This window comes from Rhizobium sp. CG5, assembly GCF_023701945.1.
In the GTDB taxonomy this organism is placed as follows: Bacteria; Pseudomonadota; Alphaproteobacteria; order Rhizobiales; family Rhizobiaceae; genus Allorhizobium.
In genome coordinates, this window is sequence record NZ_JABAEF010000022.1 from 50,273 (window position 1) to 74,772 (window position 24,500).

Consider the following 24,500-nt stretch of genomic DNA (forward strand, 5'->3'; position numbering starts at 1 on the left):
GGCAAGCCTCTCGACGGTTAAACCCTATGCGGCGTCGCGTGCCCGCAGGGCCATGCTGTCCCGGCCCATCAGCTCCGCAAATTCCACCGCACGGGCGGCGACCAGCGGATCGCGGGCGCGCAGCAGGTCATCGCCATGGCCGGGATGGCACATGACGACCATGCCATGCTGCCCCCGCTCTTTAAGGAAGTTCATCAGAGGAGGAAAGGCCTGAGGCTGCAACCAGTCGTAAAAACCTGCGAGCGGCCCCTTAACCGGATAACCGGCGGCCCGCATCTGACGGTCAAACCCCAGAGCAATGACGGCAACGATGGCCACCTTGGCCCGCAGCCTGACATTTGGCGCCCATGCGAGGCTGGGGGCGCCGCGCAGCCAGGGCAAGGGGCCGAGTGATTGCAGATGGCTTTTGCGGGCCAGCAGCCAGCGGCGCACGACCGGCAGGAAATGCACATGCTGATGACCGTCGATATAGGCCGGGCCATGGCCCATGGCTGAGACGAAGGCGGATAGCTGGGCATCCAGCTCGGCATGGATGGCACCCTCCTCGCCCTGCCCGCCATAGGCTGCCAGCAAGCGCTGCTTGAGCGCCGGCATGGCGACTTTGTCAGGCGCTGCGCTCAGCGGTCGAAAATCGGTCAGGGTCAAATGCAGGCCGATGCAGGTGCGGTCCGACGGCGCCAGCTCCAGCAGTTTTGCCGCCTCCCCCGGCCATTCCGCAAACAGCGTCATGCAGCCGGTTCCGGTCAGCTTTCCGGCGACCAGCAATTCGCGGATGGCGCGGCTGACGCCCGGCGACAGGCCGTAATCATCGGCGACCAGAACGAAGCGCCGGTCAGGCGTGCCGTCCGGCAGCCGCCGGCCGTCAAGGCTCATCCCTTGGCATCCGACTTGTGCAGCCGGCGCACGATGTAGAGCGGCCGATCCTTGCCTTCGCTGACGGACACCCAGACATATTCGCCCAGCAGACCGAGCAAAGCGAGGTTCAGGCCACCGAGCACCGAGACGGCCGACATGATGCTCGGAAAGCCCGGCACATCAGCGCCGAAGATCAGCGTCGAGATAATGATTTCAAGACCATAGAGCATGCCGAGGGTACCGATGACGAAACCGCAGAGCGAGACGAACCGCAGCGGCATGGCGGAAAACGAGGTAATGCCCTCCAGCGACAGGGCGACCAGCGACAGCCGCGACCATTTTGTGGCGCCGGCACTGCGCACATCCGGCGTGTAATAGATGCCCTTCTGCCGGAAACCGGTCCAGGCATAGAGACCCTTGTTGAAGCGGCGGCGGTCCCGCACCCGCAGCAGCGCATCCACCGCCGGACGGCGCATGATCCGAAAATCGCCGGCATCTTCCGGAATGATGAAGCGCTGCTTGGAGTTGATCATCCAGTAGAAGAAACTGCCGGCAATGGCCTTTTTCATCGATTGCTTGTGGCGGTCGTCGCGGATCGAGTAGACCACGTCGAGATCGTCATCGGCCAGAAGCGTCGAGATCAGTTCCATGCAGACGTCATAGGGATGCTGCAGATCGGCATCGACCATCATGACATAGTCGCCGCGGCTCTCCTCGATGCCGGCAAACAGCGCGATCTCCTTGCCGAAATTGCGGCTGAGTTCGACGATGCGCCATTGGCCCTCGAGATTTTCACGGTAAATCTTGATGCTGTCATCCGTGCTGCCGTCATCGACCATGACCAGTTCCAGATCCAGATCATGAAGCCGCTTGACTTCCGAGCCGAGCCGTTTCGCAAACGCCGCGAACTCCAGAGCGGAATCGCGCTCGTTCAAGAAAGGTGCAACGATCGTCAGTAAAGCCATGTCCTTCTCCGGTCATCTTGGAGCCAGACATTTACATACGGCATTTTATTTCCTTTTCTTTAAATGCGGCGCCCTAAATCCCAGTATCTACAGTGGCAATCTGCCGATCATGCAATCCGTTCAGGGGTGACGATGCAAACACGTTTGTGTGATCGCAGCATGGCGCGGGCCTGCGCCAAGCGATCAGGCGCCGAACACCGACCAGCCGGTGCGCGCAGCCAGCATCTCCAGCGCCAGAGAGCCGAGCTGGGAATTGCCGACCTTGTTGAGACCCGGCGACCAGACGGCGATCGACGCCTTGCCCGGCGCGATCGCCATGATGCCGCCGCCGACGCCGCTTTTTCCGGGCAGGCCGACATGGAAGGCAAAATCGCCCGAGCCGTCATAATGGCCGCAGGTCAGCATCAGCGCATTGATGCGGCGCGCCCGCTTCGGCGAGACCACGGAGTAGCCGCTGATCGGATCGGCGCCTTGCGCGGCCAGGAACAGGCCGGCCCGCGACAACTGCCGGCAGGTCATCGACAGGGCGCATTGGTGGAAGTAGACGCCGAGCACGTGGTCGACATCGTGATGCAGATTGCCGAAGGAGCGCATGAAATTGGCGAGCGCATAATTGCGAAAACCGGTTTGGGTTTCCGATCTCGCCACGGCCTGATCGATGCTGATCGTCTCGTCATCGGCCAGGTAGCGCACGAAACGCAGCAATTCGCCGATCGCTTCCTTGGGCTTGTAGCCGGCCAGCACCATGTCGCAGACGACGATCGCGCCGGCATTGATGAAGGGATTGCGGGGAATACCGAGCTCGTGTTCGAGCTGCACGATGGAATTGAAGGCGGAGCCCGACGGTTCGCGGCCGACCCTGTTCCAGACGGTCTCGCCGGCCTTGCCGAGCGCCAGGGTCAGCATGAAGACCTTGGAAATGCTCTGGATCGAGAAGGGCGTTGCGGCATCGCCGGCAGTGTAGACGGCGCCATCGACCGTGGTGATGGCGATGGCGAATTGCTTGGGGTCGACCTTGGCAAGCTCCGGGATGTAGTCGGCAACCTTGCCTTCGCCGCGCCGCTCGGCAAACGCCAAGGCAATGTCATCGATGATCGCCTGCAGATCCATGCACATCCCCATCTTCTTCCAAAAAAAAAGCCGCCCCGAGGGGCGGCTTTCTGAATACCCAATCGCGACGATTAACGCGAATAGAATTCGACGACGAGCTGCGGTTCCATGACGACGGCGTAAGGCACGTCGGACAGGCCCGGGATGCGAACGAAGGTGGCGACCATCTTGTTGTGGTCGGCTTCGATATAGTCCGGAACGTCGCGTTCAGCGAGCGAAACGGCTTCGAGAACCGTGACCAGCTGCTTCGACTTCTGGCGAACTTCGATCACGTCGCCAGCCTTGCAGCGGTACGAGCCGATGTTGACCTTGACGCCGTTGACCGTGACGTGGCCGTGGTTGACGAACTGACGGGCCGCAAAGACGGTCGGAACGAACTTGGCGCGATAGACGATCGCGTCGAGACGCGATTCCAGCAGGCCGATCAGGTTCTCCGAAGTATCGCCCTTGCGACGGTTTGCTTCGTCGTAAGTGGCGCGGAACTGCTTTTCGCGCAGGTCGCCGTAGTAGCCCTTCAGCTTCTGCTTGGCGCGCAGCTGCACGCCGAAGTCCGAAAGCTTGCCCTTGCGGCGCTGGCCGTGCTGGCCGGGGCCGTATTCGCGACGGTTGACCGGGGACTTCGGACGACCCCAGATATTTTCGCCCATGCGGCGATCGATTTTGTACTTGGATGAAGCGCGCTTGCTCATCGCATTTCCTTTCAACAGGTTACACCGGTTTGTTGCCAAACCGGATCAAGGAAACACGCCCTCCTCTGAGTTTCGATTTAGAAACTCTGACAGGCTTCTCACAAAAAGCGTATGGAGAGAACCACGGGACATGTCAGTAAAACGCCCGGCATTTCTGCCCGGCGTTGCGCGGTCTTTACGCAGAGGACGTCGGAATGTCAACGCCCGCCTTGAAGTTTCGCCTTATCCACCCCAGCTAACGGTCACTGCAGCACCGGGCCCCTCTGACGCGAGTGCCGGATTCCCGTGATGTCGGAGCTGCAATCATCAACCATCCGGCAAAGGAAACCCTTATGGATTTTCTTTGGATCGACTTTTTGGGGACCGCTACTTGGATGTGGCTCTCCTTTCTCGCCCTTGTTCTCTTTCTTCTCGCCCTCGACCTTGGTGTTCTTCACAAGAAGAGCGCCGAAATCGGCATGCGCGAGAGTTTTGCGCTCTCGGCTTTCTACATCGCGCTCGGCACCGCCTTTGGCGGCTGGGTGTGGTTCCAGTCCGGACCGCAGGCGGGTCTTGAATATCTGACCGGCTTCGTGGTCGAAAAGAGCCTGGCGATGGACAATATCTTCGTCATCGCGATGATCTTCTCCTATTTCGCCATTCCCCGCGCCTATCAGCACCGGGTGCTGCTCTACGGCATCCTCGGCGTGATCGTCATGCGCGGCATCATGATTGCCGCCGGTGCCGCGATCGTCGAGAACTATCACTGGGTTCTCTATCTCTTCGCCGGTTTCCTGGTCATCACCGGCATCAAGATGCTGCTTTCGGCCGACCAGGAATACGACGTCTCCGGCAATCCGTTGCTGAAATTCCTGCGCCGCCACCTGCCGGTGACCGACGGGCTTCGCGAGGACCGGTTCATGGTGCGCGAGACCGACGAGAAGACCGGCAAGGTCCGGACCTATATCACGCCGCTGCTTCTGGCGCTGGTCATGGTCGAACTCGCCGACCTGATCTTCGCGGTCGATTCGATCCCGGCGGTGTTTGCCATCACCACGGATCCGTTCATCGTCTACACCTCGAACATCTTTGCGATCCTCGGCCTGCGCGCCCTCTATTTTGCGCTCTCGGCCCTGATCCATCGCTTCGTCTACCTGAAATATGCGCTGTCGGTGGTGCTGATCTTCATCGGCTCGAAGATCTTCGTGGCCGACATGCTGGGGCTGGCCAAAATCCCGCCCCTGCTGTCGCTCAGCGTCACGGTCGGCATTCTGGCGGCCGGCATCCTCGGTTCGCTCTGGGCAACCCGCCATCTCGGCAAGGGTGACGCCAAGGTCGCCAGCGAGCAGTGACCTGACCCGGTCGGGGGCGGCGTGTTTTCGCCCCCGACCTTCCATCAGCCTGCACTCAAACGATCGTGACGACGGTTTGCGAAGCTGACAGCTCGGCAAAACTGGTCTAAAGCCAGCATCGGCTTTAATTCTCGATCGTGCCCAGGACTGTCATGGCTTCTCGCAACGCTTCCCTTCTCCTCTCGTCCCTCATTGCCGTTCTGGCAGCCATCGGACCGACCCAGGCTTTCGCCGGTCGGGCCCATGTGATCCTCGACGCCAACACCGGTCAGGTGCTCGACGCCGAGAATGCCGACGTCATCAACTATCCGGCCTCGCTGACCAAGATGATGACGCTGTACCTGACCTTCGAAGCCCTGCATCAGAAGCGCTTGCACTGGGACGACCGGCTGGTGATGTCGGAAAATGCCGAAAGCAAGGAACCGTATAAATTCGCAGTCGGTGCCGGCAACAAGATCACCGTGCGCGAAGCCGTGATGGGCATGATCGTGCTGTCGACCAATGACGCGGCCGTGGCGGTCGCCGAAACGCTTGCCGGCTCCGAGCAGGCCTTTGGCGCGATGATGACCGCCAAGGCCCGCGCGCTTGGCATGACTAGCACGGTCTTCACCAACCCGGCCGGCCTGCCCGACCCCCACCAGGTGACCACGGCTGCCGACATGGCACGGCTGGGCCTGGCGCTGATGCGGGACTATCCGGAGGAGTACAAGCTGTTTTCCACCACCAGTTTCACCTTTCGCAGCATGAAGTTCCGCGGCCACAACAGGCTGCTCGTCACCTATCCGGGTGCGGACGGCATCAAGACCGGCTATACCAAGGCCTCGGGTTACAATCTCGTCAGTTCGGCCAGCCATGGCGATCGCCGGGTTGTCGGCGTGGTGCTGGGCGGCGACAGCGCAGCCGAGCGCGACGACCAGATGGCGGCCCTGTTCAACAAATATCTGGGCCCGCAGTCCGGACAATAACCTTTTTAAAGATTGGATTTGCCCATGACCGACACCGTCCTCGACCGCCTTCTCCGCTATGTTGTCATCGACACCCAGTCCGACCCGACATCGACAGCCCAGCCTTCGACGGAAAAGCAGAAGGATCTGGGCCGGATCCTGGTGCAGGAACTGCTGGCGATGGGGCTTGGTGATGCCCATCTCGACGAACACGGCAATGTCTATGCGACGATCCCGGCGACCTCCGACAAGCCGGTGCCGGTCATCTGCTTCTGCTCGCATATGGACACGGCACCGGACTTCACCGGCACGGGCGTCAAGCCGCAGATCGTGCGCAACTACCAGGGCGGCGACATCCGCCTGACCGGCGACACCGCCCAGGTGATCCGCGTCAGCGATCATCCGCAGCTTAAAGGCCAGATCGGCCATGACATCGTCACCACCGACGGCACGACGCTGCTGGGTGCCGACGACAAGGCCGGCATTGCCGAGATCATGACGGCGGCGGCGACGCTGCTCGCCAATCCCGGCATCCGGCACGGCACGATCAAGATCCTCTTTACCACCGACGAGGAAATCGGTCGCGGTGCCGACAAGGTCGATCTCGACAAGCTTGGCGCTGCATTCGCCTATACGCTCGACGGCAGCACGGTCGGCGAGATCGAGAACGAGACCTTTTCGGCCGATGGCGTGGAGATCGAGATTACCGGCGTTGCCATGCATCCGGGCTATGCCAAGGACAAGATGGAAAACGCCATCAAGATCGCCAGCGCCATCGTTGCCCGCCTGCCGAAGGACCAGACGCCGGAAACCACCGAGGGCCGGCAGGGCTTCATCCATCCGACCGATATCTCCGGCTCGATGGACCATGCCCATCTGCAATTCATCATCCGCGACTTCACCGACGAAGGTCTGGCGGAGAAAGAAGCGCTGCTCGAACAGATCGTCAAGGAGGCAATGACCGCCTATCCGGGCTCCTCCTACACGTTCACGGTCAAGCAGCAGTATCACAATATGAAGCAGGTGCTCGACCAGCATCCCGAGATCGTCGATAATCTCGCCGAAGCGGTGCGCCGCGTCGGGCTGGAACCCGTCCTGCACAGCATCCGCGGCGGCACCGACGGTTCGCGCCTGTCCTTCATGGGCCTGCCCTGCCCCAATATCTATACCGGCGGCCATGCCTATCACTCGCCGCTGGAATGGGTCAGCGTGCAGGACATGGAGGTCGCGGTGAAAACGATCGTCGAACTGGTGCAGGTCTGGGAGGAACGGGCAGCGGTGTGAGCGAAGCCTTCGATCTCCAGCGTTTCGTCGATGCACAGCGACCAGTCTATGCCGCCGTGCTTGCCGAACTGCGCCGGGGCAAGAAGGCCAGCCACTGGATGTGGTTCATCTTTCCGCAGATCCAGGGACTGGGCGGCAGCCCGACGGCCAGGACCTATGCGATCGCATCGCTTGCCGAGGCGCGGGCCTATCTCGCGCATCCCGTGCTCGGGGGCCGATTGCGGGACTGCTGCGAAATCCTGCTGTCCCTTGACGGTCAAAGCGCGGAAGAGATTTTCGGTTCTCCGGATGTGCTGAAGCTGCGGTCCTCGATGACGCTGTTTTCAAAGGCCGGCGATGGCGACAGCGTCTTCGACCAGGTGCTGACACGCTTCTACAACGGTGAGGCTGATCCCGCGACGCTCGCGAGGCTTTGAGTGCCGGTCAGGACCGCAGGCAAACCTATTCCGCCGCCGATTGCGCCGCCGGGTCGATGTCCACGGCATTGGGATCGCCGGGCTGGGTTTCGACCTCCAGATCGGGAAAGGCGACGATGCGCTTGCCGGAGAAATCGGTGTGCAACACGATCAGGCCCTGTTCTTCGAAATAGCCGAGCAGGCGGCGGGCGCGGCGGGCCGAATGGGTGCCATAGGCCCTGGCAATGCGCTGGTCGGAGGGGCAAGGCTCCTGGCGGATGGCGGCCTTGGCCATCAGCAGGAACACGCCCTGCAGGTCGTCGGTGACGCTGATCGATAGCGTCAGCGCCGTCGCCCAGGCCTCGCTTGCGGCCGTCTCGTCATCGACGCCGGAGCGGGTCACGGCAACCCGGCGGCGGAATTCGCTCATGGCCATCGGCGGGCCGGCGATGCGGCGCATGCGGGCGCGCACCAGGAATTCCTGATAGAGCACGGCATCGGTTCGATAGGCGGCCTGCGGATCGTCGAGAATTTCCGACAGCACTGCCGCCATGCGGTCCTCGCGCTCTTCGGCCGAGATTTCCGGCGCGCTGGAGCGCGGCTCGGCGGCAACCGGGCCGGAGGCGGCCGGCGTCGAGCGCGACAGCTCGGCCAGGATGTCGGTGGTCGGGCGCGGTGCCGGCGGCGCGCGGCGGGTGATCGGCCGGGTGAACTCTTCCGGGTCGGGCGTGAAGATCAGATCCTCGACATCCTGCGGCGCATCCGGCAGCGGCATCAGCTTGGGGCTGGAGGAGCGGGCCGAGGTCTCGACATTGCCGATGACGATCGGCAGCGGGCGGCGCGACAGAGCCGGGCCGAGGGCGACGAAATTGCCGCGCTTCAGATCGCGGAACATTTCGGCCTGGCGGCGGTCCATGCCGAGCAGGTCGGCGGCGCGCGCCATGTCGATATCGAGAAAGGTGCGGCCCATCAGGAAGTTGGAGGCTTCGGCGGCGACATTCTTGGCAAGCTTGGCCAGACGCTGGGTGGCAATCACGCCGGCCAGACCGCGTTTGCGGCCGCGGCACATCAGATTGGTCATGGCGCCGAGCGACATTTTGCGCGCATCTTCCGAGACATCGCCGGCCACCGACGGCGCGAACATCTGCGCCTCGTCGACCACGACCAGAACCGGATACCAATATTCACGCTCGGCATCGAACATGCCGTTGAGGAAGGCGGCGGCAGCGCGCATCTGCTGCTCGATATCGAGGCCTTCCAACGTCAGGACGCAGGAGACGCGGTGCTGGCGGATGCGGTTGGCAATGCCGGCCAGTTCCGCCTCTGTGCGTTCACCATCCACGACGACATGGCCATATTTCTCCGAAAGCGTGACGAAATCGCCTTCCGGATCGATGATCACCTGCTGCACCCATGGGGCGGATTGCTCCAGCAAGCGGCGCAGCAGATGGGACTTGCCGGAACCGGAATTGCCCTGCACCAGCAGACGCGTCGCCAAAAGCTCCTCGATATCGAGCTTGGCCGGCGCGCCGCCCGTCACCGTTCCCATATCGATTCCGACCTGCACTGGATGCACCTCTTCCTACTGACGCCGCTTCAGGCGAGCCGCCACCTGTAGCAAAGAATACAGGAGTCGGCGCAGCGAAATAGCCGTCCATCAACAGGGAATCGCGCGGTGGGTGACATTTTTGTCAGGAGAAGCGGTCGCCGGTCGCGATCGTGGGTCGATACCCCAATCGAACCAGCGACCCTTTGTTGCGGTTAAGCCCGCGCCACTCGATTCCGATGGCGATACCACCGGAATCGAGCATGCCCAGGATCAAAGCCGGATGTCCCAGAGGGACGGCTTGCGCGGCAGGAGAAAGTCCTCCCCCTCCTCCGGCATGCCGATATCGCGCAGCATGTGGGGGGAGAGATCGCTCAGCACATTGGCGGTATGCCGCTGCCGCCGCGCTGCCGCGACAAAGGCGGCGACGACCCGCCACATCCCGAATTTCTGGTACAGCGCCTCGACCGAGGCGACCAGATCGTCCACAACTAATGATTGTTCCTTATGCATAGTTTTACCTGCCCGGCGCGGCAAAGCGACCGGGTCCTTCTGAGATAAAAAGACAGGCGATACGGGCAGAACCAGGCGCACAGAGGCGAGGTCAGCCGATCACGTTAAATCAATGAGAAAGTGCCAAAAAGGCGGAATCGCGAACGGAAAAGCCGTTAGCTGGTGGTTCGTGATCGCAAGGCGCCATGCGCGGAGATCATAAACACCGGATCCGCCATGGTGGCGCACGGTCGAATATAAGTATGCATCGTACGCCTCCTGCGGCTAGAGTTTCGGATGGCCACAAAATTACATGAGTCTAAATGCGACACAAGAGCGCAATTGACGATTGCAGCGGTTAGGGGCAATCCGTTGCTATAATGCAACAGCGCGCTCCGGGAGCGCAGCACCGTGACGCGGACAGCAATTGCGTTCAGAGGATCTCGCCGACCACGATCCGCTTCGGTGCGCCGCTGGCCTTGGGTGCCAGCACATGGGTCAGGGCCAGGCTGAGGCAGAGGGTCGGCAGAAGTGTTGCCAGGCCGATGCGGAGATTGGACACTTCGGCGACAAAGCCGATCATCGGCGGGCCGACCAGGAAACCGGCCAGAGCAATGAAGGTCAGGATGGCGACGTTTTCGGCAGCCGGCCGGTCGCCGATCGATGCGGATGCGGTCACAGCCAAGGGAAATCCGACCGAGACGCCGAAGCCTATGGCGGCAAAGCCGACCAGCGCGGTCGTGGCGTTTGGCGCCAGCAGAACAATGCCCAAACCGATAAGCGACGAACATCCACAGAGGCGTGCCGTCGTCACGGCGCCGAACCGGCCCTTCATCGCATCGCCGGCAAAGCGTCCGGCGGCCGCCATCAGGGCGAAAATCGTATAGCCGATGCCGGTCGTCATGCCGGTCGTCTGGAAAATACCTTTGAGATAGACCGCCGACCAATCGGCAATCGCGCCTTCGGTCATGGTGATGCCGAAGACGAACAGGCTGACGGCCAGCAGGGCCTTGCTCGGCAGATGCAGACCCGGCGGCTTTACGGCAAGCGTCTCGGGCGCCCTCACCGGCGGCCGCGGCAGCCTGACACTCACCAGGATCGCCAGCGGCAGGACGGCGCCGGCAACGCCCAGGATCGACCATTCGGGCGGCAGTCGCAGCGCCAGGAGCGCCGCGCCGATCAGGCTGCCGGCCATGATGCCGAGGCTCCAGAAGCCGTGGCAGCGGCTCATGATCTGCACACCCGCCATCGTCTCGATCTCATCGGCCTCGACATTGAGGCCGAGCTCCACGGTCGAGAGCGCCCCGCCGAGCAGCGCCAGCAGGAAGAACAGCATGGGCATGCTGGTGGCGAAGGCCGGCAGCGAGACCAGAAGCAGAAAGACCATGAAGCCATAGAGGATCGTGGCCCGGCCGCCGATGCGTGCCACCAAACGACCGGCGAACGGCAAGGTCAACAGGGTGCCGACCGGCAGGCCGAGAAGAGCCATGGCCAGATCCGCCGGCCCGAGTGCCAGCCGCGCCTGGATTTCCGGAATACGGGGCAGCCAGCAGCCGAACGCGATCGGCTGCAGGAAAAACACAGCCATGATCAATCTCTGCAGGGACATCGGCGCTCTTTCGGATGGAAGACGATCAGCACGGAGGAGAATCACGCTCCTGCTCGTTCAGTCTGCTGATTTCGCCGCCGAAAAGGAAGTTTACCACTTTTTGACGTGGTTCTCTTCGCCTCAGTGGTCGTCTTCGATCACCGGCGATACGAGCAGCTTGTCGATGCGCCGGCCGTCCAGGTCGATGACTTCGAAACGCCAGCCATGGGTGACGAAGCTGTCGCCGAGATCCGGGATGCGCTTCAGCTCGGCAATGACGAAGCCGGCAACCGTGGTGTAATCGGGATCGTCTTCGATGCGCAGGCGGATCTGCTCGGCAAATTCGTCGATCGGCATCCAGCCGGCCACCAGATAGGAACCGTCCTCGCGCCGCACGAATTGCGGCTCCTCTTCCTGGTGTTCGACGAACACGCCGGTAATGGCTTCCAGAATATCGCCTGACGTGATGATGCCTTCGAAATGGCCGTACTCGTCATAGACCAGCACCATATGCAGCGGCGAGGCGCGCATGGCCTTGATGATATCGATGGCGCTCGACAGGTCGGAGACAATCGGCACTTCGCTGATCACGGTGCGGATATCGATGTCGGGCGACAGGGAGATGGCGTCATAGACATGCTTGACGAACAGCACGCCGACGATCTCGTCGGAATGGCCGTTGCGCACCGGCAGACGCGAATGCTGGGTGAGGCGCAGCTTTTCGCGGATCACGTCGAAATCGTCGTCGATCTCGACCACCTCGACATCGCGGCGCGGCGTCATCAGGCCGCGTGCCGTGCGGTCGGCAAGGCGCATGACGCCGGTGATCATCTGGGATTCTTCGTTCTCGATGACGCCGGCGCTCTGGGCTTCGGCGAGCACGGAGCGGATTTCCTCGTCCGTCACCGTTCCGGCCGATGCGCCCTTCTGGCCGAGCAGGCTGAGGATCAGCCGACCCGAGCGATCGAGCAGCCAGACCAGCGGCGCGCCGATGCGCGACAGCATCAGCATCGGGCGGGCAATGCTGGCGGCGACCATTTCGGGATTGCGCAGGGCGATCTGCTTGGGCACCAGTTCGCCGACGATCAGCGACAGATAGGTGATGGCAACGACCACGGAACCGACACCCAGCGCATCCGAAACACCATTGGAGAGGCCAACCGATTCGAGCCAGATGGCGAGCCGGGCGCCCAGCGTAGCGCCCGAAAAGGCACCGGACAGAACACCGACCAGCGTGATGCCGATCTGCACCGTCGACAGGAACTTGCCCGGATCCTCCGACAGCCGGATGGCCACTTCAGCGCCGCGATTACCCCGTTCGGACAGCACCTTGAGCCGCGCCGGTCTTGAGGAGACCACGGCCATCTCCGACATGGCCAAAACGCCATTGACGATGGTCAGGAGAACGACGATTAAAATTTCAACAAACACGAGTGTTTCAAAGCTCCAGAAGGCCGTCTTGCCGACGGTTGAAACCGTCTCTAGCACAGACTTGCAATGCTTGCCAAAATAAGTGCGGGATTTTCGCAATACAAGCCGACCGAGCGGTCGGATCCGATCTCGGCCTTTACTGCAAGCGGAATGGTCAGGCCATGCGCAGGCCAAAACCCTGCATCAGGCGCCGCGTCGAGAAATCCGGATTGCCGGAGGTGAAGACCGCGAAATCGAACGCTTCCGGGTGTTCGGCGCCCTCCGTCAGCGGCACCAGACGGCGGGCCTGGCGGGCGATCGCCTCGGCCGGGTCCAACCAGTCGACCGGCCAGGGCGCCAGTCGCCGGAAGACATTGGCGAGAAAGGGATAATGGGTGCAGGCCAGCACGACGATGTCGGTGCGGCGGCCGTCCCTGTCGACAAAGCAGGGCGCGATCTCGGCCAGGATCTCGGCATCGTCGGCCCCCTCGCCGCGGATATAGGCCTCGGCCAGCCGCGCCAGGTTCTGGGATCCGACCAGGCGGACATGGCATTGGCCGGCAAAGGACTGGATCAGATCGCGGGTATAGGCACGCTTGACGGTGCCCGGCGTTGCCAGGACGGAGACCAGGCCCGACCGGGTCCGCTCGGCGGCGGGCTTGATGGCCGGCACGGTGCCGATGAAACGCCTGTCGGGAAAGGCGGCGCGCAGATCGCTGCCGGCCAGCGTGAAGGCGGTGTTGCAGGCAACGATCACCGCTTCGGGATCATAGGTCTTCAGCAGGTTTTCGAACAGGTCGAGAATGCGCTCCTTCAGCGGCTGTTCTTCCCAGTCGCCATAGGGAAAACCGGCATCGTCGGCGACATAGATGAAGCCGCGCTCCGGCATCAGCACGCGCGCCTCGCGCAGAACGGTCAGGCCGCCAATGCCGCTGTCGAAGACCAGAACCGGTTTCATGTCATGAGTCATTCCGGCCGTCATCCTGCTCCACAACACCTTCATCAACCGGGGCACCGCCTGAAAGGCTGTCGTCCGGCGCACCGCTGCCGCGCGGTCTTTTGCGGGAGAAGCGGTCGAGCGAGGAGATCACCCCGCGCAACACGCCGACTTCCTGCGCCGTAAAGGCGCGACGCGACAGCACGGCCCTGAGGTTGTCGACCATTTTCGGCTTTTTGGCGATGGGGCGGAAATAACCGCGCGCATCGAGCGCTTCCTCGATATGCTCGAACAGGCCGAGCACCTCTTCCTTCAGGGCCGGGCGCTGCTCGAGGGGCTGAAACGCCGTGGCGGTCAGATCCTCCATGCCGGATTTCATCCATTCATAGGACATCAGCAGCACGGCCTGGGCGATGTTGAGCGAGGCAAAGGCCGGATTGACCGGAAAGGTCACGAGTTCGTCGGCCAGCGCCACCTCCTCGTTCGACAGGCCGGATTTTTCGCGACCGAACAGGATGCCGGTGCGCTCGCCGGAGACGAAGCGGTGGCGCAGCGTCGATGCCGCCGTGACCGGGGAGCGCACCGGCTTGAAGCCGTAACGCTCGCGGGCCGTGGTGGCATAGACGAAATTGAGATCGGCGATGGCCTCTTCCAGGGTCTCGAAAACCCGCGTGCCGTCGATCACATGATCGGCCTTGGAGGCTGCCGAGCGCGCCTTGTCGCTCGGCCAGCCGTCGCGCGGATTGACCAGGCGCAATTCCGACAGGCCGAAATTGGCCATGGCCCTTGCCACCATGCCGATATTCTCGCCGAGCTGCGGCTCGACCAGAATGATCGCCGGACCCTCGGTCAGAAGTTCGCGTTCACTGTTGGTGCCTGACATTTTCCGCCTCTGGACTGATAGAGGGGGCTCATTGGCACAAAAATGTCCCGACGCAAAGGGTGCGCAGGTTTACTCCTCGCCGTCGAAGCCCTTCAGCATGTGGTCGATCTGGCTTTTCGCCAGATCGGCATACCTGGCCTTGACCGAGGTCTCGAGCTGGCCATCGCGATAATCGCTCTTCCAGAAATTGTCGATCACGTAGCGACCGTCTTCCTCGATGACATGAAAGCGCAGGGCCGGCTCGGTCCTGTCGGGCTTGATGCCCCAGCAGGACGACACGTCGAAATAGACGGCAACCGGGACGACATCGCCCTTCGGCTTGCCGGCGGCGATCCTGAGATCCTTCATCGGGCACGGGTCCTGACTGACCACGACCTCGTCCTGCCCGGTCATGACGCCCTGTAGGTCGAGCAAGTCATCGCCCAGCGCCGCCATGCGGTAGATCTGCGAAAAGCTTCGGCTGTAGATCGATGTCAGCAGAACCTCGTCATAATAGTCGGTCGCCTGACTATTGCCCTCGATGCCATCGGCGACCTTCATCAGGGTGACGACGGGATCCTGCGGCTCGGCCGCCTGGGCGGCACCGGCGAACAGGGACAACGCCATAAAAAGCACGCGAAATCTCATATACCCAGCCCCCCTGCCGCATTGCCCGCGATTATTTTGCCATCGCCTCGAGTTCGGCACGCAGCGGCACGTCGTTGACGAAATGGATGTCATCGATCACGTAGCGTTTTTCGTCGACCTCGTCGTCCTCCTGCACCAGCCGGTAGAGGACTTCCGTGACCTCGTTCTTGCCCTCATACTCGCCGTCATAGCACCAGCTCCGCTTGAAGCCGACGAGCACCTCGGTCACGCCGCCCTTGGTCTGCGGCTTGCCGTAGGTGACATCCTTCGGCACGCAGCCCTCCTGGCCGCCCAAGACCGGATCGTAGTCGAGCAGCATGGTGTCATTCCCGCGCTTGGATGCCAGCAAGGCCTTCACATAGGCCTCGGTAAAGCCCTGGCTGAAAAAATTGAGCAGCATGCCGGCGGAAAAATAGTCGTCGTAGACCGCCTTGGCACTCGGCTCGACACCGGCATTGTAGCTCGCCATCTCGACCAGGAGCTTCACCGGCTCTTCCGGTTCGTTGGCCTGGGCTGGAGCACCGAGCAGCAGGAGCAAGCTGCCGGCCATCGTCAGTTTGTAGATCGCCGTCATGGCTTGGTCCTCGACAAGGTGGTTGGGCGGGCCGCTTATTGGGCGGCAATGATCTTCAGCTCGTCCTTGATCGAACTGCCGGAATTGCCGTCGACCACCGGATAGATGTCATCGATGACAGGCCGGCCGCGCTCCTCCACGACGTGGAAGATCAGCACCGTGTCCTTCTGATATTCGGCATCGGAGCCGAAGCATTTGCGGTTGTTGAACAGGGCCGTGACCTGGCCGTCGCCATCATCCTCGACGCGGATGTTCTCGAACGGACAACCATCCTGGCCACCGGCGATCGGGTCGTAGTCGAAGGGCGAGCCGGTCGTTTCGCCCTCCGGCAGATCGAAGGCCGGATGCTTGGACGCCTCGGTATAGACGGCGACAAAATCGGCGCTGAACAGACGGCCAAGATGGTCCTTGTCGAAGATGTCTTCGGACGACGGGTTCTCTGCCTTCCAGTTGCCGGCCGTGACCTTGATCACCTCCTTCACAGGCCCTGTCGGATCGGCAGCCAGCGCGGCGGTGGCGGACAGGCAGAGGGCAGCGACGAGCAGAAGCGCTTTCATGAACGGGGCATCCGGAAATACGAAAAAAACTGCCGCGACCTTACCGGCCGGCCGGCAAAACACAATGGCGGCACGGCCCTCAATGCCGTCCATTTTTGGGATCAATAAATCAGCAAAAAGGCGCAATGCGCGCCGGCCAGAGCTTTGCGTTCCGGGAGTGGAATGCTATAGCGCAACAGGTTTGAACTCAACATAGGGACATCCGTCCCCCTACCCACGACGAGGATATTCATGGACAAGATCAAGGTTGCCAACCCGGTCGTCGATCTCGACGGCGACGAGATGACCCGCATCATCTGGCAGTTCATCAAGGAAAAGCTGATCCTGCCCTATCTCGACCTGGATATCGAATATTACGACCTTTCGGTTGAAAACCGCGACGCCACCAGCGACCAGGTCACCATCGATGCGGCCCATGCCATCAACAAGCACGGCGTCGGCATCAAGTGCGCGACGATCACGCCGGACGAACAGCGCGTCAAGGAATTCAACCTCAAGGAAATGTGGAAGAGCCCGAACGGCACGATCCGCAACATTCTCGGCGGCGTGATCTTCCGCGAGCCGATCATCTGCAAGAACGTGCCGCGCCTCGTTCCGGGCTGGACCCAGCCGATCGTCGTCGGCCGCCACGCTTTCGGCGACCAGTACAAGGCCACCGACTTCAAATTCCCCGGCAAGGGCACGCTGACCATCAAGTTCGTGGGCGAAGACGGCGCGGTGATCGAGAAGGAAGTCTACAAGGCACCAGGCGCCGGCGTTGCGCTTGCCATGTACAACCTCGACGAATCGATCCGCGATTTCGCCCGCGCCTCGATGAACTACGGCCTGATGCGCAAGTGGCCGGTGTATCTGTCGACCAAGAACACCATCCTGAAGGCCTATGACGGCCGCTTCAAGGATATCTTCGAGGAAATCTACCAGGCCGAATTCAAGACCGAATTCGAAGCCGCCGGCATCACTTACGAACATCGCCTGATCGACGACATGGTCGCCTCGGCGCTGAAATGGTCGGGCGGCTATATCTGGGCCTGCAAGAACTATGACGGCGACGTCCAGTCCGACACGGTGGCACAGGGCTTCGGCTCGCTCGGCCTGATGACCTCGGTCCTGCTGTCGCCGGACGGCCGCACGGTGGAAGCCGAAGCGGCGCACGGCACGGTGACGCGCCACTACCGCCAGCACCAGAAGGGCCAGGAAACCTCCACCAACTCGATCGCCTCGATCTTCGCCTGGACGCGTGGCCTGGCGCACCGCGCCAAGCTCGACGACAATGCGGAACTGGCCAAGTTCTCCACGACGCTGGAAAAGGTCTGCATCGACACCGTCGAGGCCGGCTTCATGACCAAGGACCTGGCGCTGTTGATCGGCCCGGATCAGCCCTGGCTGTCGACCACCGCCTTCCTCGACAAGGTCGACGAGAACCTGCAGAAGGCGATGGCCGCTTAAACCGCCATCCACTCGGCTTTCCACGAAACCCGGCTTCGGCCGGGTTTTTTTGTGCGATTTTCGCCCAACAATCTTGATAGGTTGATCAAAGGCTGTTAGTGATTTTGGAACATAAGGGGAACATAACGAGGAGGCCTCATGACCGAGACACTGGTCCTCTATACCAATCCGATGTCACGCGGACGCATTGCGCGCTGGATGATCGAGGAAGTGGGCGTGCCATACCGCGCCGAGATCCTGCCATTTGGCCCGCCGATGAAGGCCGCGAACTATCGCGGTCTCAACCCGATGGGAAAGGTGCCGCTGGTGCGCCATGGCGAGGTGATCGTCACGGAATGTGCGGCGATCTGCAGCTATCTGGCCGATGCCTTCCCGGACGCGGGCCTGGCGCCGCCGACCACGGTGCGCGGCAGCTATTACCGCTGGCTGTTCTTCGCGGCCGGGCCGCTCGAAGCTGCCGTGTCCAACCGCAGCCTCGGCTTCGAGGTGCCGGCCGACAAACAAGGCATGATCGGCTACGGATCCTACGAGGATGTCATGGACACCCTGGAGATCGCCGTCTCGGCCAACCCTTACGTGGCGGGAAAGGCCTTTTCCGCCGCCGATGTCTATGTCGGCTCGCATATCGGCTGGGGCCTGCGCTTCGGCGGCATCGAGAAACGCCCGGCCTTCGTGGACTATCTGGCACGGGTCAGCGAACGGCCGGCCTTCAAGCGCGCCAATGCGCTGGACGATGCGGCCATGGCGCAGGTGGCCGGCTGACGGCTGGCGGCTGATTGAGACCGCACGGTCGTTTGTCGGCGATGGCTGAGGAGGATGGGTTGTCGATCCTCGCCAGTCGCGTCGAGCCCGCCGGACGCATTGCCAAATCGCCGGATTCAGGCTCCTATGGTCCGACCGGCCGGGGGGACTGCCGGGATGCCCGCAAACCGAGGCGCCTGACGCCATGCAATCCATTCTTGTGCCGAAGCTCGTCAGCGTTTTCCAGGAAGGATACAGTCTGCCGCGGCTGCGGGCCGATGCGATTGCCGGCCTGACGGTTGCCATCGTGGCACTGCCGCTCTCCATGGCGATTGCCATCGCCTCGGGCGTGACGCCGGATCGCGGCCTTTACACCGCCATTGTCGGCGGTTTCCTGGTCTCGCTGCTCGGCGGCAGCCGGCACCAGATCGGTGGGCCGGCCGGCGCCTTCATCGTGCTGGTGGCCGCCACCGTGTCGCGGCACGGCGTCGACGGGCTGGTGCTGGCCACCGCCATGGCCGGCCTGATGCTGATGGCGGCGGGATTCTTTCGGCTCGGCACCTATATCAAGTTCATCCCCTACCCCGTCACGGTCGGCTTTACCGCCGGCATCGCGGTGATCATCTTTGCCAGCCAGATCAGCGAGCTGTTCGGTCTGCAGCTGGCGGGAAAGGAGCCGGGACCGATCATCGACAAGCTGTTGGCGCTCATCGGCGCCTACCGGACGGTCAACCCGGCCGCGGTTGGCATTGCTGCGCTGACGATCGGCACGATCCTGATCCTGCGCCGTCTGCGGCCGAGCTGGCCAGGCCTGCTGATCGCCGTCGGTCTTGCCTCGGTTGCCGCTGCCGTGCTTGGCCTGCCGGTCGACACGATCGGCACGCGCTTCGGCGGCATCCCGCGCGGCCTGCCCGTGCCGGCTTTGCCGCACGTTTCCCTGGATCTGGCCAGCGCCGTCCTGCCGGATGCCATCGCGTTTGCCCTGCTCGGCGCCATCGAATCCCTGCTGTCGGCCGTGGTCGCCGACGGGATGACCGGCCGGCGGCATCGCTCCAATATGGAACTGGTGGCTCAAGGGATTGCCAATATCGGCTCGGCGCTGTTTGGCGGCATCTGCGTCACCGGCACCATTGCCCGCACCGCTACCAATGTGCGGGCCGGCGCCGTCAGCCCGGTCTCCGGCATGCTGCATGCAGGCTTCCTGCTGCTGTTCATGGTGATCGCGGCGCCGCTGGCGAGCTTCATCCCGCTGTCGGCGCTGGCCGGCGTGCTGGCGGTCGTTGCCTGGAACATGGTGGAAAAGCCCGCCTTTGCCGCCCTGATGCGCAGTTCCGGCGGCGATACGGTCGTGCTGCTGGTCACCTTCCTGCTGGTTATCTTCCGCGACCTGACCGAAGGCATCGTCGTCGGTTTCGCGCTGGGGGCGCTGCTGTTCATCGACCGCATGGGAAAAAGCGTCACCGTCACGCCGCACAGCCAGACCGACGATGAGGCCGAGACGCAAGCAGACGAAGACCGGGAGCGGCCCGTCGACAATACCGACAGCGATACCGTGATCTACCGCATCGGCGGCGCCTTCTTCTTCGGCGCGGCCGCCACTGTCGGCTCGGTGCTCGACCGGATCGCCGACCAGTACCGCAATTTCGTGCTGGATTGCTCGAATGTCTCCTTCATGGATTCCACCGCCGCCAATGTCATCGAAGGCACGATCCGCAAGGCGGAAAAGGCAGGCGTCGCGGTCTATATCGCCGGCGCCGGAGCGGACCTGCGCCGGCTGCTGGAGGCGCACGACGTCGTGGCACCGCGGGTCACCTATGTGGATGATATTGCAGCGGCGCGCGCCGACATCCGGATGCGCCGGCCGGCAGCAGCTGAGTAAGAACGCGCCACCGACCAGTGGGCCAAAGGCATCAGACTGCCGGCACAGTGCGCCAATCTCCCCTTCGTCATGGTCGGGCTTGACCCGACCATCGATAACCCGTTGAAAGATATGGATCCTCGGCTCAAGGCCGAGGATGACGCGAAGAGGCTAAACGTCTTTTCATCAAACACACGCCTCCGCCCGGTCGGTCGAAGGCGTTGTTATCGATCGTCCATCGCAGGCCTGCACGGCAGCGCCGCGAAAACTATCCGGCGATGGCGGCGGCCACCGCCTCGATCGCCTCACTGGCCTTTGTGCCATCCGGACCGCCGGCCTGGGCCATGTCGGCCCGTCCGCCGCCGCCCTTGCCGCCGAGCGCCACCGAGGCGGTGCGCACCAGGTCGACGGCGCTGACCCGGTCGGTCAGATCAGCCGTCACGGCCACCACGGCGCTGGCCTTGCCATCTTCGGAGACGGCAATCAGCGCCACGACGCCCGAGCCGAGGCCGGCCTTGCCTTCGTCGGCCATGGCCTTCAGATCCTTGGCTTCGACGCCGGCCACGACACGGCCGAGGAATTTTATGCCGTTGATGTCGCGGGTCGCATCGCTTGACCCCGCCTCGCCGCCGCCCATGGCCAGCTTGCGCTTGGCATCGGCCAGTTCGCGCTCCAGCTTGCGGCGCTCGTCCATCAGCGCATCGACGCGCGACAGCACTTCGGCCGGCTGAACTTTGAGCGTTGCGGCCAGCGACTTCATACGCTCGTCCTGCTCGGAGAGATAGGCGCGGGCTGCATCGCCGGTCACCGCCTCGATGCGGCGCACGCCGGCGCCGACGGCACTTTCCGACAGCAGGCGCACCAGGCCGATCTGACCGGTCGCCGAGACATGGGTGCCGCCGCACAGTTCGACCGAATAGGGCTTGCCGGCCTTGTCGCCGCGCACCGCCGTGCCCATCGACACGACGCGCACTTCATCGCCATATTTCTCGCCGAACAGCGCCATGGCGCCCTCGGCAATGGCATCGTCGACGCTCATCAGGCGGGTGGTGACGGCGGCATTCTGGATGATGATCTCGTTGGCCATATCCTCGACGATCTTCAGTTCCTCGGCCGACATCGGCTTGGGATGAGAGACGTCGAAGCGCAGCCGTTCGGGGGCGACCAGTGACCCCTTCTGCGACACATGGCTGCCGAGCACGTCGCGCATCGCCTCGTGCAGCAGATGTGTGGCGGAATGGTTGGCACGCAGGCGCGACCGCCTGGCGTGATCGACGGAAAGCGTAACGGGGTCGCCGACTTTCAGCGTGCCCTTGGCAACCGTGGCAATGTGCACGAACAGCCCTTCGCCGCGCTTCTGGGTGTCGGAGACTGTCGCCACGCTGCCACCTTCGGCAACGATCCGGCCGGCATCGCCCATCTGGCCGCCGGATTCGCCGTAGAACGGCGTCTGGTTGACGACGATCTGCACCGTCTCGCCTTCACCGACGCTGTCGACCGAGACGCCGTCGCGCACCAGGGCCTGGACGATGCCTTCGGCCGTCTCGGTATCGTAGCCGAGGAATTCGGTGGCGCCGTGCTTTTCGCGCAGCTCATACCAGATGGTTTCGGTGGCCTTGTCGCCGGAGCCGGCCCAATGGGAGCGGGCTTCGGTCTTCTGGCGCTGCATGGCATCGTTGAAGCCCATCAGGTCGACGCCGATCTCGCGGGCGCGCAGGGCATCCTGGGTCAGGTCGAGCGGGAAACCATAGGTGTCATAGAGCTTGAAGGCCGTCTCGCCGTCGAGGCTGTCGCCCTTCGACAGGCTGGAGGTCGCGTCCGACAGCAGCGACAGGCCGCGCTCGAGCGTCTTGCGGAACCGGGTTTCCTCAAGCTTCAGGGTTTCGGAAATCAGCGCTTCGGCGCGCAGCAGTTCCGGATAGGCGCGGCCCATCTGCTGGACCAGCACCGGCAGCAGCTTGTAGAGCATCGGCTCGCGCGAGCCGAGCAGTTCGGCATGGCGCATGGCGCGGCGCATGATGCGGCGCAGCACATAGCCGCGGCCTTCGTTGGACGGCAGCACGCCGTCGGCAATCAGGAAGGCGGCCGAGCGCAGGTGATCGGCGATGACCCGGTGGCTGGCACGGCGCTCGCCCTCGGCCTTGACGCCGGTCAGGTCCACCGATGCCTCGATCAGGGCGCGGAACAGGTCGATGTCGTAATTGTCGTGCACGCCCTGCAGGACGGCGGCGATGCGCTCCAGGCCCATGCCGGTATCGATCGACGGACGCGGCAGATCGACGCGCTGCTCCTTCGTCACCTGCTCATATTGCATGAACACGAGGTTCCAGATCTCGATGAAACGGTCGCCATCTTCTTCCGGCGAACCCGGAGGTCCGCCCCAGATGTGCTCGCCGTGGTCGTAGAAGATCTCCGAACAGGGACCGCAGGGGCCGGTATCGCCCATGGCCCAGAAATTGTCGCTGGTCGGGATGCGAATGATGCGGTGATCCGGCAGGCCGGCGATCTTCTTCCACAGATCGAAGGCCTCGTCGTCGGTATGATAGACGGTAACCGACAGGCGATTGCGGTCGATGCCGAATTCCTTGGTGATCAGGTTCCAGGCAAGCTCGATGGCGCGCTCCTTGAAATAGTCGCCGAACGAGAAATTGCCGAGCATTTCGAAGAAGGTATGATGGCGCGCGGTATAGCCGACATTGTCGAGGTCGTTGTGCTTGCCGCCGGCGCGCACGCATTTCTGGGCGGTAGCCGCCGTCGAATAGGGTCGCTGCTCCAGGCCAGTGAAAACGTTCTTGAACTGCACCATGCCGGCATTGGTGAACATCAGCGTCGGATCGTTGCGCGGCACCAGCGGGCTCGACGAAACGGCTTCGTGACCATTGGTCTTGAAATACTCGAGAAAGGTCGACCGGATGTCGTTTACGCCGCTCATGTCATGCCCTTTTATGCGTCCGGATGCCGGACAGACGTCAAAAATCAATGGCTTTTATCGGCTGCCATCGGCACTGTCCAGCCACGCCACGCAAAACCGGCCATACATCGCTCGATATATGGCCGGCCAGCATCAAAGTCAGGGTCTTATCGGCCAATGCCGGCGGACTTACATATCCGCGGCAGCGTCGCCATCGTCGGGCTCCGGCCCGCCGTTTTCGAGGAAACGCTCGGCGATCAGGCCGGCGTTCTGGCGCAGCGACAGCTCGATCTCATCGGCGAGCGCCGGATTGTCGCGCAGGAAGATCTTGGCATTCTCACGCCCCTGCCCGAGCCGCTGGCTGTTGTAGGAGAACCAAGCGCCGGATTTCTCGACGATGCCGGCCTTGACGCCGAGATCGACCAGTTCGCCGGTCTTCGAGACGCCTTCGCCATACATGATGTCGAACTCGACCTGCTTGAAGGGCGGCGCCATCTTGTTCTTGACGACCTTGACGCGGGTCTGGTTGCCGACCACCTCTTCGCGGTCCTTGACGGCGCCGATGCGGCGAATGTCGAGGCGCACAGAGGCATAGAACTTCAAGGCATTGCCGCCGGTGGTGGTTTCCGGCGAACCGAACATCACGCCGATCTTCATGCGGATCTGGTTGATGAAGATGACCATGGTATTGGAGCGCGAGATCGACGCCGTCAGCTTGCGCAGCGCCTGGCTCATCAGACGGGCCTGCAGACCCGGCAGGCTGTCGCCCATCTCGCCCTCGATTTCGGCGCGCGGCGTCAGTGCCGCGACGCTGTCGATGACCAGCACGTCGATGGCGCCGGAGCGCACCAGCGTATCGGTGATTTCAAGCGCCTGCTCGCCGGTATCGGGCTGCGAGATCAAGAGGTTCTGCAGGTCGACGCCGAGCTTGCGGGCATAGACCGGATCGAGCGCATGTTCGGCGTCGACGAAAGCGCAGATGCCGCCCTTCTTCTGGGCCTCGGCAATGGTCTGCAGGGCCATCGTCGTCTTGCCGGAGCTTTCCGGGCCAAAGATTTCGATGATACGTCCCTTCGGCAGACCGCCGACGCCGAGCGCAATATCCAGGCCGAGAGAGCCGGTCGAAACCGTCTCGATCTCAACGATATTCTCGTTCGAACCGAGTTTCATGATCGACCCCTTGCCGAACGAACGCTCGATCTGCGAAAGGGCCGCTTCCAATGCCTTGCTTTTGTCCACCGATTTGTCCTCTACGAGACGCAAAGAATTTTGTGCCATTTGATCCACCTTTAGGTTATTGAAGCCGCGGAGGCAATGAAGCTGTCTGTGGATGTTTTGTACATGATTTGTTCCGGTT

At 62.7% G+C, this 24,500-nt stretch carries 22 protein-coding genes; 7 read left to right on the top strand and 15 right to left on the bottom strand.

All coding sequences use genetic code 11. From position 1 onward, the window contains the following. Positions 1–24 precede the first annotated feature (24 nt). The 4 genes from HGO38_RS26450 to rpsD all read right to left on the bottom strand — a co-directional run bounded on the left by HGO38_RS26450 (position 25) and on the right by rpsD (position 3,619). Complete coding sequence (locus tag HGO38_RS26450; protein ID WP_250958799.1) at positions 25–873, bottom strand: ChbG/HpnK family deacetylase; 849 nt, start codon at positions 871–873, stop codon at positions 25–27. Next, entirely contained in the window at positions 870–1,820 is a 951-nt protein-coding gene (locus HGO38_RS26455; RefSeq protein ID WP_250958800.1) for a glycosyltransferase family 2 protein, read from the bottom strand. The genes HGO38_RS26450 and HGO38_RS26455 overlap by 4 nt, the downstream gene beginning before the upstream one ends. A 183-nt stretch (positions 1,821–2,003) precedes the next feature. Continuing rightward, on the bottom strand, positions 2,004–2,930 hold the full coding sequence (locus HGO38_RS26460; RefSeq protein ID WP_250958801.1) for a glutaminase: 927 nt from the start codon (positions 2,928–2,930) through the stop codon (positions 2,004–2,006). A gap of 71 nt (positions 2,931–3,001) precedes the next feature. Next, positions 3,002–3,619, bottom strand: coding sequence for a 30S ribosomal protein S4 (gene rpsD, locus HGO38_RS26465; RefSeq protein ID WP_168472955.1), 618 nt, complete (start codon positions 3,617–3,619; stop codon positions 3,002–3,004). Positions 3,620–3,951: 332 nt separating this feature from the next. Here rpsD and HGO38_RS26470 point away from each other — a divergent pair, with 332 nt between their 5' ends. The 4 genes from HGO38_RS26470 to HGO38_RS26485 all read left to right on the top strand — a co-directional run bounded on the left by HGO38_RS26470 (position 3,952) and on the right by HGO38_RS26485 (position 7,594). Beyond that, complete coding sequence (locus HGO38_RS26470; protein WP_250958802.1) at positions 3,952–4,950, top strand: TerC family protein; 999 nt, start codon at positions 3,952–3,954, stop codon at positions 4,948–4,950. A 152-nt stretch (positions 4,951–5,102) separates the two neighbouring features. Further along, complete coding sequence (locus HGO38_RS26475) at positions 5,103–5,915, top strand: D-alanyl-D-alanine carboxypeptidase family protein (RefSeq protein ID WP_250958803.1); 813 nt, start codon at positions 5,103–5,105, stop codon at positions 5,913–5,915. Positions 5,916–5,939: 24 nt separating this feature from the next. Then, entirely contained in the window at positions 5,940–7,178 is a 1,239-nt protein-coding gene (gene pepT / locus HGO38_RS26480) for a peptidase T (protein ID WP_250958804.1), read from the top strand. Next, positions 7,175–7,594, top strand: coding sequence for a DUF1810 domain-containing protein (locus HGO38_RS26485; RefSeq protein ID WP_250958805.1), 420 nt, complete (start codon positions 7,175–7,177; stop codon positions 7,592–7,594). Before pepT ends, HGO38_RS26485 begins: the two co-directional genes overlap by 4 nt. Before the next feature lie 25 nt (positions 7,595–7,619). Here HGO38_RS26485 and HGO38_RS26490 read toward each other — a convergent pair whose 3' ends face one another. From HGO38_RS26490 to HGO38_RS26530, 9 genes are all read right to left on the bottom strand, one after another. Beyond that, positions 7,620–9,140 carry a helicase HerA domain-containing protein gene (locus HGO38_RS26490; protein WP_250958806.1) on the bottom strand — a complete coding sequence of 507 codons (1,521 nt, stop codon included), beginning with the start codon at positions 9,138–9,140 and terminating at the stop codon, positions 7,620–7,622. A gap of 252 nt (positions 9,141–9,392) precedes the next feature. Continuing rightward, positions 9,393–9,632 (bottom strand): YjiS-like domain-containing protein, encoded by a 240-nt coding sequence (locus HGO38_RS26495; RefSeq protein WP_250958807.1) that lies wholly within the window; start codon positions 9,630–9,632, stop codon positions 9,393–9,395. A gap of 412 nt (positions 9,633–10,044) precedes the next feature. Beyond that, positions 10,045–11,220 (bottom strand): MFS transporter, encoded by a 1,176-nt coding sequence (locus HGO38_RS26500; RefSeq protein ID WP_250958808.1) that lies wholly within the window; start codon positions 11,218–11,220, stop codon positions 10,045–10,047. 120 nt (positions 11,221–11,340) lie between these two features. Next, complete coding sequence (locus HGO38_RS26505) at positions 11,341–12,630, bottom strand: hemolysin family protein (protein WP_250958809.1); 1,290 nt, start codon at positions 12,628–12,630, stop codon at positions 11,341–11,343. Between the two features lie 154 nt (positions 12,631–12,784). After that, on the bottom strand, positions 12,785–13,579 hold the full coding sequence (murI, locus tag HGO38_RS26510; RefSeq protein ID WP_502941638.1) for a glutamate racemase: 795 nt from the start codon (positions 13,577–13,579) through the stop codon (positions 12,785–12,787). Further along, positions 13,569–14,429 carry an RNA methyltransferase gene (locus HGO38_RS26515; RefSeq protein ID WP_250958811.1) on the bottom strand — a complete coding sequence of 287 codons (861 nt, stop codon included), beginning with the start codon at positions 14,427–14,429 and terminating at the stop codon, positions 13,569–13,571. The genes murI and HGO38_RS26515 overlap by 11 nt, the downstream gene beginning before the upstream one ends. Before the next feature lie 69 nt (positions 14,430–14,498). Then, positions 14,499–15,044, bottom strand: a complete 546-nt coding sequence (locus HGO38_RS26520; protein WP_250958812.1) for a hypothetical protein — start codon at positions 15,042–15,044, stop codon at positions 14,499–14,501. A gap of 43 nt (positions 15,045–15,087) precedes the next feature. Next, complete coding sequence (locus HGO38_RS26525) at positions 15,088–15,630, bottom strand: hypothetical protein (protein WP_250958813.1); 543 nt, start codon at positions 15,628–15,630, stop codon at positions 15,088–15,090. 35 nt (positions 15,631–15,665) lie between these two features. Continuing rightward, positions 15,666–16,187 carry a hypothetical protein gene (locus HGO38_RS26530; protein WP_250958814.1) on the bottom strand — a complete coding sequence of 174 codons (522 nt, stop codon included), beginning with the start codon at positions 16,185–16,187 and terminating at the stop codon, positions 15,666–15,668. A 231-nt stretch (positions 16,188–16,418) separates the two neighbouring features. Between HGO38_RS26530 and HGO38_RS26535 the strand changes: the two genes are divergently transcribed. The 3 genes from HGO38_RS26535 (at position 16,419) to HGO38_RS26545 (ending at position 20,253) form a co-directional block, all read left to right on the top strand. Further along, complete coding sequence (locus HGO38_RS26535; protein WP_250958815.1) at positions 16,419–17,633, top strand: NADP-dependent isocitrate dehydrogenase; 1,215 nt, start codon at positions 16,419–16,421, stop codon at positions 17,631–17,633. 138 nt (positions 17,634–17,771) lie between these two features. Continuing rightward, positions 17,772–18,395 carry a glutathione S-transferase family protein gene (locus HGO38_RS26540; protein ID WP_250958816.1) on the top strand — a complete coding sequence of 208 codons (624 nt, stop codon included), beginning with the start codon at positions 17,772–17,774 and terminating at the stop codon, positions 18,393–18,395. Positions 18,396–18,579: 184 nt separating this feature from the next. Then, a complete protein-coding gene (locus HGO38_RS26545) occupies positions 18,580–20,253 on the top strand; it encodes a SulP family inorganic anion transporter (protein ID WP_250958817.1) in 1,674 nt (557 codons plus the stop codon). A 247-nt stretch (positions 20,254–20,500) separates the two neighbouring features. Here HGO38_RS26545 and alaS read toward each other — a convergent pair whose 3' ends face one another. Together alaS and recA are read right to left on the bottom strand one after the other, a co-directional pair. Then, positions 20,501–23,164, bottom strand: coding sequence for an alanine--tRNA ligase (gene alaS / locus HGO38_RS26550; protein WP_250958818.1), 2,664 nt, complete (start codon positions 23,162–23,164; stop codon positions 20,501–20,503). Between the two features lie 168 nt (positions 23,165–23,332). Further along, positions 23,333–24,421: a recombinase RecA gene (gene recA, locus HGO38_RS26555; protein ID WP_250958819.1), complete on the bottom strand. Its 1,089-nt coding sequence runs from the start codon at positions 24,419–24,421 to the stop codon at positions 23,333–23,335. Between the last annotated feature and the right edge of the window lie 79 nt (positions 24,422–24,500).